At 73.6% G+C, this 8,347-nt stretch carries 6 protein-coding genes; 1 reads left to right on the top strand and 5 read right to left on the bottom strand.

Translation table 11 applies throughout. The features are described from left to right. Positions 1-399: 399 nt before the first annotated feature. From betT to ACZ56B_RS26305, 5 genes are all read right to left on the bottom strand, one after another. Positions 400-2,520 carry a choline BCCT transporter BetT gene (betT, locus tag ACZ56B_RS26285; protein WP_468795508.1) on the bottom strand — a complete coding sequence of 707 codons (2,121 nt, stop codon included), beginning with the start codon at positions 2,518-2,520 and terminating at the stop codon, positions 400-402. A gap of 329 nt (positions 2,521-2,849) precedes the next feature. After that, positions 2,850-4,418 (bottom strand): GMC family oxidoreductase, encoded by a 1,569-nt coding sequence (locus ACZ56B_RS26290; RefSeq protein ID WP_468795511.1) that lies wholly within the window; start codon positions 4,416-4,418, stop codon positions 2,850-2,852. 57 nt (positions 4,419-4,475) lie between these two features. Continuing rightward, a complete protein-coding gene (locus tag ACZ56B_RS26295; RefSeq protein ID WP_468795514.1) occupies positions 4,476-5,942 on the bottom strand; it encodes an aldehyde dehydrogenase family protein in 1,467 nt (488 codons plus the stop codon). A gap of 284 nt (positions 5,943-6,226) precedes the next feature. After that, complete coding sequence (locus ACZ56B_RS26300) at positions 6,227-6,766, bottom strand: 2'-5' RNA ligase family protein (protein WP_468795517.1); 540 nt, start codon at positions 6,764-6,766, stop codon at positions 6,227-6,229. A gap of 192 nt (positions 6,767-6,958) precedes the next feature. Continuing rightward, entirely contained in the window at positions 6,959-7,294 is a 336-nt protein-coding gene (locus ACZ56B_RS26305) for a TraR/DksA family transcriptional regulator (protein WP_468795520.1), read from the bottom strand. A gap of 348 nt (positions 7,295-7,642) precedes the next feature. On the opposite strand from ACZ56B_RS26305, the gene ACZ56B_RS26310 reads away from it, so the two are divergent. Beyond that, positions 7,643-8,347, top strand: a 705-nt coding sequence (locus ACZ56B_RS26310) for an alpha/beta fold hydrolase (protein ID WP_468795523.1), incomplete at its 3' end; no start/stop codon positions are given.

The raw sequence follows: 8,347 nt of genomic DNA on the forward strand, positions 1-8,347 counted from the left end.
CCTCCAGCACCGCCAGCTCCCGGAAGAACAGCCGGGACAGCTCACGGGCGTCCCGGGGGGCGACCTGGCCGGGATCCACGACCTCCGGCAGCCCGGTGACGGTCTCCTCGCCCCGTACGGTCGTCATCGCCATCGTGCGCCCTCCCTCTCCCGCGGCTCCCTCGTCGGCCGACGGCAAGCGTCTTCCCCGGCTTCGGCCGCACATGCCCCTGCCGGGGGCCGCCGTCGCCGAGGTGGCCGGACTGGCCGTGTCAGCCTGTGGAGCGCGGGCAGGACCGGGACTCGTCCCGGCACCGCGCGGTGAAGCAGGAACCCACCCGAAGCCCTCACCCGTCCGGCGGGAGCAGGCGGGAATCCCCGGCCTCAGGGCCTTTGGTGGGGATCGGGCCGGGGAGGACGTCAATCCGGCAGGTGGGCCTCCGGTGCGTCCGGGCGGTGGCCGGGGAAGGGCGACCGGGACGCCGCCTCGTGGTGCAGCCGCAGGAACTCCAGATGCCGCTCGTACTGGTCGAGGCTGTCGGCGATGAGCTGTTCCCTGGTGTAGCCCATCACGTCGTAGCCCTGGTTGCCCTCGGCGAGCTGGACCTCGAAGCGCACGTAGGTGTCGTGGGTGCTGACCGACTTGGTGGCGAACCCGGGCGTCGGCAGCTCCGCGGGCCAGATCCGGTAGACGAACTCGTCGCTCGGACCGATCGGCACCCTGAAGCCGACGTGCGGGAGGCCGCTGTCCTCGTCGACTCCTTCCAGGAGTTCCGCCTCCACCTCCTGTCCCCGCAGTTCCTGGACGACGTCCCGCAAGGCGGGGCGGCCCACCTCGTCGACGAACCTGACGGCCGCCCGCCGGCCGGGGAACGCCATCGTCCGCGCCAGCCGGTGCCGCCAGTTCCCCGCCGCCGGCAGGCCCTGCGCCGTGCGCCCGGAGAGCGACGCCGGCAGCATGCTGGTCCGCGCCTCCACCCGCATCCGTTCGGTGCGGAGCGCCAGATAGAGCCCCGCCATGATCAAGAACATGACGAAGGAGAAGGGCAGGCCCATGATGATGGTGGCGTCGGTGAGCGCCTGCACGCCGCCCACGATGAGCATGGCGAGGGTCAGCAGCCCGGTCGCCACCGCCCAGAAGACGCGCAGCCAGGAGGACGCGTCGGTCACCGGGGTGGGCAGGTCCGCGCTGAGGTTGCCCATGACCAGGGCCCCGGAGTCCGCGGAGGTCACGTACAGCAGCAGCCCGACGAACGTCGCGAGCCCGGCGCTGAACAGCGCCCCCGGGTACTGCTCCAGCAGGCCGTAGAAGCCCTGTTCGGGGGCGTTCACGGCCGTCTCGCCGAACTCGGTGTTCCCGTCGCGCACCAGGAACAGGGCGCTGTTGCCGAACACCGACAGGAAGAGCCCGGTGAAGAGGAACGGGATGACCAGCGTCGCCGCGATGAACTCGCGCAGGGTGCGGCCGCGGGAGATGCGGGCCAGGAAGAGCCCGACGAACGGCGCCCAGGCGACCCACCACGCCCAGAAGAAGAGCGTCCACGCGTCCAGCCACTCGGTGGGCTGGTCGTAGGCGAAGGTGTTCAAGGTCATCGACGGGAAGCGGCTGATGTAGTCCCCGACGTTCTGGACCAGGGCGTTGAGCAACCGGAACGGTTCGCCCACGATCAGGATGTAGAACATCAGCAGGGCGGCGAGGAGGACGTTCAGCTGCGACAGCCGGCGGATGCCCTTGTCGACGCCGGACACCGCGGACGCCGTGGCCATGAGCACCGCCACGACGATCAGGCCGATCTGCGCGGAGAGCCCCTCCGGGACGCCGAAGAGGACCTTCAGTCCGTAGTTCAGCTGCACCACGCCGATGCCGAGCGTCACGGAGATGCCGAACACGGTGCCGAGGATGGCCGCCAGGTCGACGGTGTCGCCGATCCGTCCGTGGATCCGGCGGCCGATGATCGGGTAGAGCGCGGAGCGGATCGCGAGCGGCAGCCGGTACCGGAAGGAGAAGTAGGCGAGCGCCATGCCCATCAGCGCGTACATGGCCCAGCCGGTGATGCCGTAGTGGAACAGCGTCCACACCACGGCCTGCCGGGCGGCCTCGAGCGTCTCCGGGTCGCCCTCCGGCGGCGCGAGGTAGTGGCTGACGGGGCCGGTGACCGAGAAGAACATCAGGTCGATGCCGATGCCCGCCGCGAAGAGCATCGCCCCCCACGTGAAGAGGCCGTAGTCGGGCGTGGAGTGCTTGGGCCCCAGCTTGACCGTGCCGTACTTGGAGACGGCGATGAAGACGACGAACGCCAGGTACAGGGTCGCGGCGAGGAAGTAGTACCAGCCGAACCACGAGGAGATCCTGTCGACCGCCACTCCGATGACCGATTCGGCGCCGGTGGGCGTGATGATCGCCCAGGTCGAGATCGCGAGGATGGCCGCGGCCGACCCGAAAAAAACCACGGGCTTGAGCCTGCCCGTGCCCGCCGTCAGGACTTCCGCCACCGGCTCCTCCGGTGCCGCTCCGGCACCCTTGTCTCCTGAAGTCGCCACGGCCGTGTTCCTCCTTGGTCGAGCGCGGGGACGAGGGCGTCCGCCCGCACCGGCCGGCGGCGACCGCCGGACGCGCACGGAGTGCGGGAGACCTCTCGTCGCTGTCCGGGCCCACTGTGGCACGGGGGGCGGAAGCGGTCTCCGGGTGCTTCCGCGCCGGCGCCCACCACGGGCCGGACGTGTCGATCTCCATCGTCGGCCCCCGGGGCACGGACGGCAACGCCGGCCCCCGGCCGCCGCGGGAGGGGCGGCCCGGGCGGTCCGGGGGCGGCGGTCCGCGTCCGCCGGCCGACGGGTCCCGGCGACGCGGCGATCCGCCCGCGGGCGGGTCACCGCCCCGTTCCCCCGGCGGCCCCGGAGCCGCCGGTGAGCAGGTCGGCGGCGCGTTCGGCGACGAGCAGGACGGTCACCATGGGGTTGATGGTGGGCATCGTCGGGAACACCGACGCGTCGACGACGCGCACGCCCTCGACGCCGCGCAGCCTCAGCAGGGGGTCGCAGACGGCCATCGGGTCGTCCGGGGCGCCCATGCGGCAGGTGCCCGCCGGGTGGTAGACGGTGTGCGCCGCGCGGCGCCCGTACTCCGACAGGTCCGCGTCGGAGGTGACGTCCGGCCCGGGCGCGACCTCGCGGACGAGCCAGCCGCTCAGGGGGTCGGTGGCGGCGACCTCGCGGGCGATCTTCAGGCCCTCCACGACGGTGCGCTCGTCGTGGCCCTCGGGGTCGGTGAAGTACCGGAAGTCCAGGGCGGGGTGCTCGGCGGGGTCGGCGCTGCGCAGCCACATCCGGCCGGTGGAGCGGGCGCGCGGCACGTTCGGCGTCATGCACACCCCGTGTTCCGGAACGGGATAGCCCAGGCGTTCGGTGTTGACGGTGAACGGCACCTGGTAGAAGTGGAACATCAGGTCCGGGCGCGGCTGGCCCTTGTCGAGGCGCAGGAAGAGGCCGGCGTCGGAGTCCATCGCGGAGTTGGGCGGCAGCGGGCCGTCGGTCTCCCAGACGATCACGGACTCGGGGTGGTCCAGCAGGTTCTCCCCCACGCCGGGCAGGTCGGCCCGCACGTCGATGCCCAGGCCGCGCAGGTCGTCGGCCGGGCCGATGCCGGACAGCAGCAGCAGGCGCGGGGTGTCGATGGCGCCGGCGCACAGCAGGAGTTCGCGCTCGGCCCGCACGGCGGCGGGCTCGCCGTCGGCGCCGCGGACGGCGACCCGGGTCAGTCTCCCCGACTCGTCCGGGAGCAGCCGGTGGGCCCAGGTCTCCAGGAGGAGGGTGAGGTTGGGGCGGTCCATCACCGGGTGGAGGTAGGCGACGGACGTCGAGGAGCGCAGGTTGCCCTCCGGCTCGTAGGCCAGGGAGAAGAAGCCGGCGCCGTCGGCGAAGGGCTCGGCGTTGAAGTCGTCGACGACGGGGACGCCGAGCGCGCGGGAGGCGGCGGTGACGAAGTCCTTGGCGATGGGATTGCGGTCGGCCTCGGCCACCGGGACGATGCGGGTGAGCAGCCGGTCGCGGTAGGGGAGGACCGTCGCCGGGTCCCAGCCGGCGCAGCCGTGGGCCACCCAGTCGTCGAGGTCCTGGGGCAGCGGCATGAAGCTGATCAGCGTGTTGTGGGAGGAGCAGCCGCCGAGGACGCGGGCGCGCGAGTGCAGGATGTGGGAGTTGCCGCGCGGCTGCTCGACGGTGGTGTAGCCGTAGTCGAACTCCGTGCCGAGCAGGTTGATCCAGTTGCGCAGGCGCAGGATGCGGTCGTCGCCGACGTCGCTGGGGCCGCCCTCGATGACGCAGACGCGGCAGTCGGGGTCCTCGCTCAGGCGGGCGGCGAGCACGCAGCCTGCGGTGCCGCCGCCGACGATGACGTAGTCGTAGGCGGACTCGGCGCCGTGCGGGGTGGTGGAGGCCATGGGGGTGCCTTTCGTCGATGGCCGTCGCGTGGCGGGCGGGCGGCGTGCCGCGCCCGGTCAGCTCTTGAACCAGCCGGAGGGCGCGGGGGCGAGGTTCTGGTAGATGTGCTTGGCCTCCTGGTACTCGCGCAGGCCCGTGGGCCCCAGTTCGCGTCCGACGCCGGAGCGGCCGAAGCCGCCCCACTCGGCCTGCGGCACGTAGGGGTGGAAGTCGTTGATCCACACGGTGCCGTGCCGCAGCCGCTGGGCGACGCGCTGGGCGCGGCTCGCGTCGGAGGTCCACACACCGCCGGCCAGGCCGTAGCGGGTGCCGTTGGCCAGGTCCACCGCCTCGTCCTCGGTGTGGAAGCGCTCGACGGTGACGACCGGTCCGAAGACCTCCTCCTGGACGATGCGCATGGACTGGTCGCAGTCGGCGAAAACGGTCGGCAGCAGGAAGAAGCCGCGGCTCAGCGCGGGGTCGTCGGGACGGGTGCCCCCGGTGACGAGCCGGGCGCCCTCCTCCTGGGCGAGGGCGATGTAGCGTTCGACCTTCTCGCGGTGCTCGGCGGAGCTGAGCGGGCCGCTCTCGGTGCCCTCCTCCAGACCGTTGCCGAGGCGGATCGCCCGGGCGCGGTGGGCGAGGGATTCGACGAACCGGTCGTGCAGCGAGTCCTGCACCAGCAGGCGCGAGCCGGCCGAGCAGACCTGTCCGGAGTGCAGGAAGGCGGCGTCCAGCGCGTAGTCCACGGCGGCCGCGAAGTCGGCGTCCTCGAACACGATGTTGGGGTTGTTGCCGCCCAGTTCCAGGGCGATGTTCTTCGGCCCCTCGGCGGCGGCGGCCATGATGGTGCGTCCGGTGGCCAGGCCTCCGGTGAAGGACACCAGGTCCACCTCGGGGTGGCCGGTCAGGGCCGCGCCCACGGTCGCCCCGGAACCGAGCACCAGGTTGGCGACGCCGGGCGGGGCGCCGGCCTCCTCGATGAGCCGGATCATGGCGATCGTGGTGAGCGGTGTGGTCTCGCTGGGTTTGAGGACGAAGGTGTTGCCGGCGGCCAGCGCCGGCGCCACCTTCCACGAGGCCTGCAGCAGCGGGTAGTTCCAGGGGGCGATGAGCGCGCACACGCCGACCGGCTGGTAGACGACGCGGCTGAGGACGTCCGGGCCGACGTCCACGACACGGCCGCCGTCCTTGCCCGCGAGTTCGGCGAAGTAGCGGAAGGCGTTCGCCACGTCCTCCACGTCGACGCGGGCCTCGGTCAGCGTCTTGCCGGTGTCGAGGGTCTCGGTGCGGGCGATCTCCTCCTTGTCGCGCAGCAGCAGGTCGTGGACGCGGAGCAGGAGGTCGGCGCGGCGGCGGGTGGGGGCGTTCGCCCAGTCCTCCTCGTCGAAGGCACGCCGGGCGGCGCGCACCGCGCGGTCCACGTCGGTGGCGTCGGCCTCGTCGACGGAGGTGATGACGGAGGCGTCGTACGGGTTGATCACCTCCCGCCTGCCGCCCGCCGCCGCCCGCGTCCACTCGCCGTCGATGTACAGCTCGCCCATGGCGGAGCCTCCCTCGTGTCCGGCCGGTGCCGATCGGTCCGACGCATGACGGTCAGCGACACGACCCATTGGACAACCGACGGCCGCAGCACGCACCACCACGCTCGCGACCGGGTGGTCCGGGCGGCCTGGGCGGACCAGTGGCCGGACGGGCCACGGCACGGCCCGTCCGGCGGGGCCGCCCCTCGCGCGCGTGACCGGCGGGCTCCGCCGGCGGCTCCGGCCCCCGCCCGGACGACACCGGACGGGGCGTCGCGGCGGCGGACCCGGGGCCCGCCCGGCGGTCAGGACGGGCGGGCCCGCACGTCGAGGCTCTCGACGGTGCGTGTCGTGGAGTCGTAGCTGCGGGCGCCGGTGAAAGCCGCCTCCCGGGGTTCGTCCAGGGCGGCGGGCAGGAGGGGGGCGGGCCATCGCGCCGATGCGCGGCGCGACCGGGCCAGGGTCAGGTGCGGGATCCACCGTCCCGGGGCGTGGAGCGGGTTGAGGCGGCCGGCGGCGGGGGCGAGCACGTCCCACACCCGCCGGTGCAGCTCGAGGAGTTCCGCGTCGGCGGCGACCCGCCAGGCGAGCACGCGGGTGCGTCCGGCGAAGTGCAGCAGTCCGTCCAGCCGGAACGGCACGGGCAGCCCGCCATCGAGGATCGCCGCGATCTCCTCCTGCACCGAGGGATGGAGGTCCTCGCACGTCATGAGGGTCAGGTGGGGGCGGTTGGTCGGGTGCCGGTGTTCCGCGAGACTGGGCAGTCCGGCGGCGGCCATCATGCGCCACACCTCTCGGATGTGCAGCTCGGTGGCGGCGTCGGGCAGCAGTTCCACGGTGCGCACGGGGCCAGCCTATGCGGCCCGGCGCCGGACGGATCGGCGGGCGTCGCGCAGCCGGCCCGGTCGCGGGGGTCGCACGGCGCATGCCGGACGGGCTGCGGGAGCCGACGCGGCGCAAGGGCCCCGCGGGGGTCCCGCCGCCCGGCGGCGAGGGACGCTCCGCCGCGGACGGAGCGCTCGTGGGGCCGCGACCGGTCAGCCGGCGTACTGCTGGCAGGGCACACAGCACCGCGCGTAGGGCAGGATCTCCAGTCGCTCCCTCGGGATGTCCCCGCCGCACCCCTGACACGTGCCGTAGGTTCCCTCGTCCAGGCGGGCGAAGGCGGCGTCGATGTCCGTCAGCGCCTGCCGGACCGCGTGCCGCTGCATCGCCAGCAGGTCGTCGGTCTCCCGGGCGCCGACGGGGGTGTCCCCGAGGGCCCGCATCTGGTCACGGCGGATGCCCCGCTCGCGCTCCAGGCGCCGGCGCAGCTCCTGCACGTCGAGGGGTTCGCCGTCGGTGTCGACGCGGGCGGCAGAGTGCAGCGACATCTGTGTCCCTTCCACAACTCGCGACAGGGGAGAACCGCGCTCGCCGGTTCTCCCACGGCCTCTCATCCTCACCGGCCGGGCCGTTCCCGGCCATGGGTCCCCGGCCCCATTTGCGCGGGGTTTCGCAGCGCAAGAAGGGGCGGCCGTCTCCGGCCGACGGGAACCGGCCGACGGGAACCGGCCGGCGCGACCGCTGCCTGACGCCGGGTCACCGGGCCGTGCCCCGCCTCGCCTTCTCCCCCGCTGCGCGCATGGCCGCGGCCGGCCGGGGCAGTCGGGGCGGGGGAAGGGCCGATGCCGTGCCGGACGGTGCGGGGACGGTGCGCGGGCGGGCCGAGGGAGGCCGGGGTGTTCGAGGGGTTCCAGGAGGAGCGGGTCGACGTCGGGGAGGCGTCCGTCTTCGTCCGCTCCGGCGGGGACGGACCGCCGGTGGTCCTGCTGCACGGCCACCCCCGCACCTCGGCGACGTGGCACCGGGTCGCCCCGCGGCTCGTGGCAGCCGGCCACACGGTGGTCTGCCCGGACCTGCGGGGGTACGGGCGCTCCAGAGGGCCGCGGTTCACGGCGGACCACGAGGGCTACTCCAAGCGTGCGGTCGCCGGGGACGTGGTGGCCGTCATGCGCCACCTCGGCCACCGCCGGTTCGCGCTCGCCGGGCACGACCGCGGGGGCAGCGTGGCCCTGCGCCTCACGCTCGACCACCCCGGCGCCGTCTCCCGGGTGGCGTTCCTGGACTGCCTGCCGCTGACGGAGCATCTGTCGCGGATCACCGCCGAGTTCGCCACCCAGTGGTGGCACTGGTTCTTCTTCGCCCAGCCGGACGTCCCCGAGCGGGTCATCACCGCCGATCCCGACGGCTGGTACCGCGGCGATCCCGACGCCATGGGGCGGGAGAACCACGACGAGTGGCGGCGGGCCGTCCGCGATCCCGACGTGGTGCGGGCGATGCTCGAGGACTACCGCGCCGGCCTCACGGTCGACCGGCGGCACGAGGAGGCCGACCGAGGGGACGGGGCTTTCATCCCCTTCTCCGCGACCGCCTTCTGGTCGCTC

It is taken from the genome of Streptomyces sp. NPDC034670 (genome assembly GCF_055574875.1).

Excerpts from the sequence above, each read along its gene's own strand:
- ACZ56B_RS26290 (WP_468795511.1), bottom strand. The coding sequence starts at position 4,418 with ATGGCCTCCACCACCCCGCACGGCGCCGAGTCCGCCTACGACTACGTC.
- ACZ56B_RS26295 (WP_468795514.1), bottom strand. The coding sequence starts at position 5,942 with ATGGGCGAGCTGTACATCGACGGCGAGTGGACGCGGGCGGCGGCGGGC.
- ACZ56B_RS26305 (WP_468795520.1), bottom strand. The coding sequence starts at position 7,294 with ATGTCGCTGCACTCTGCCGCCCGCGTCGACACCGACGGCGAACCCCTC.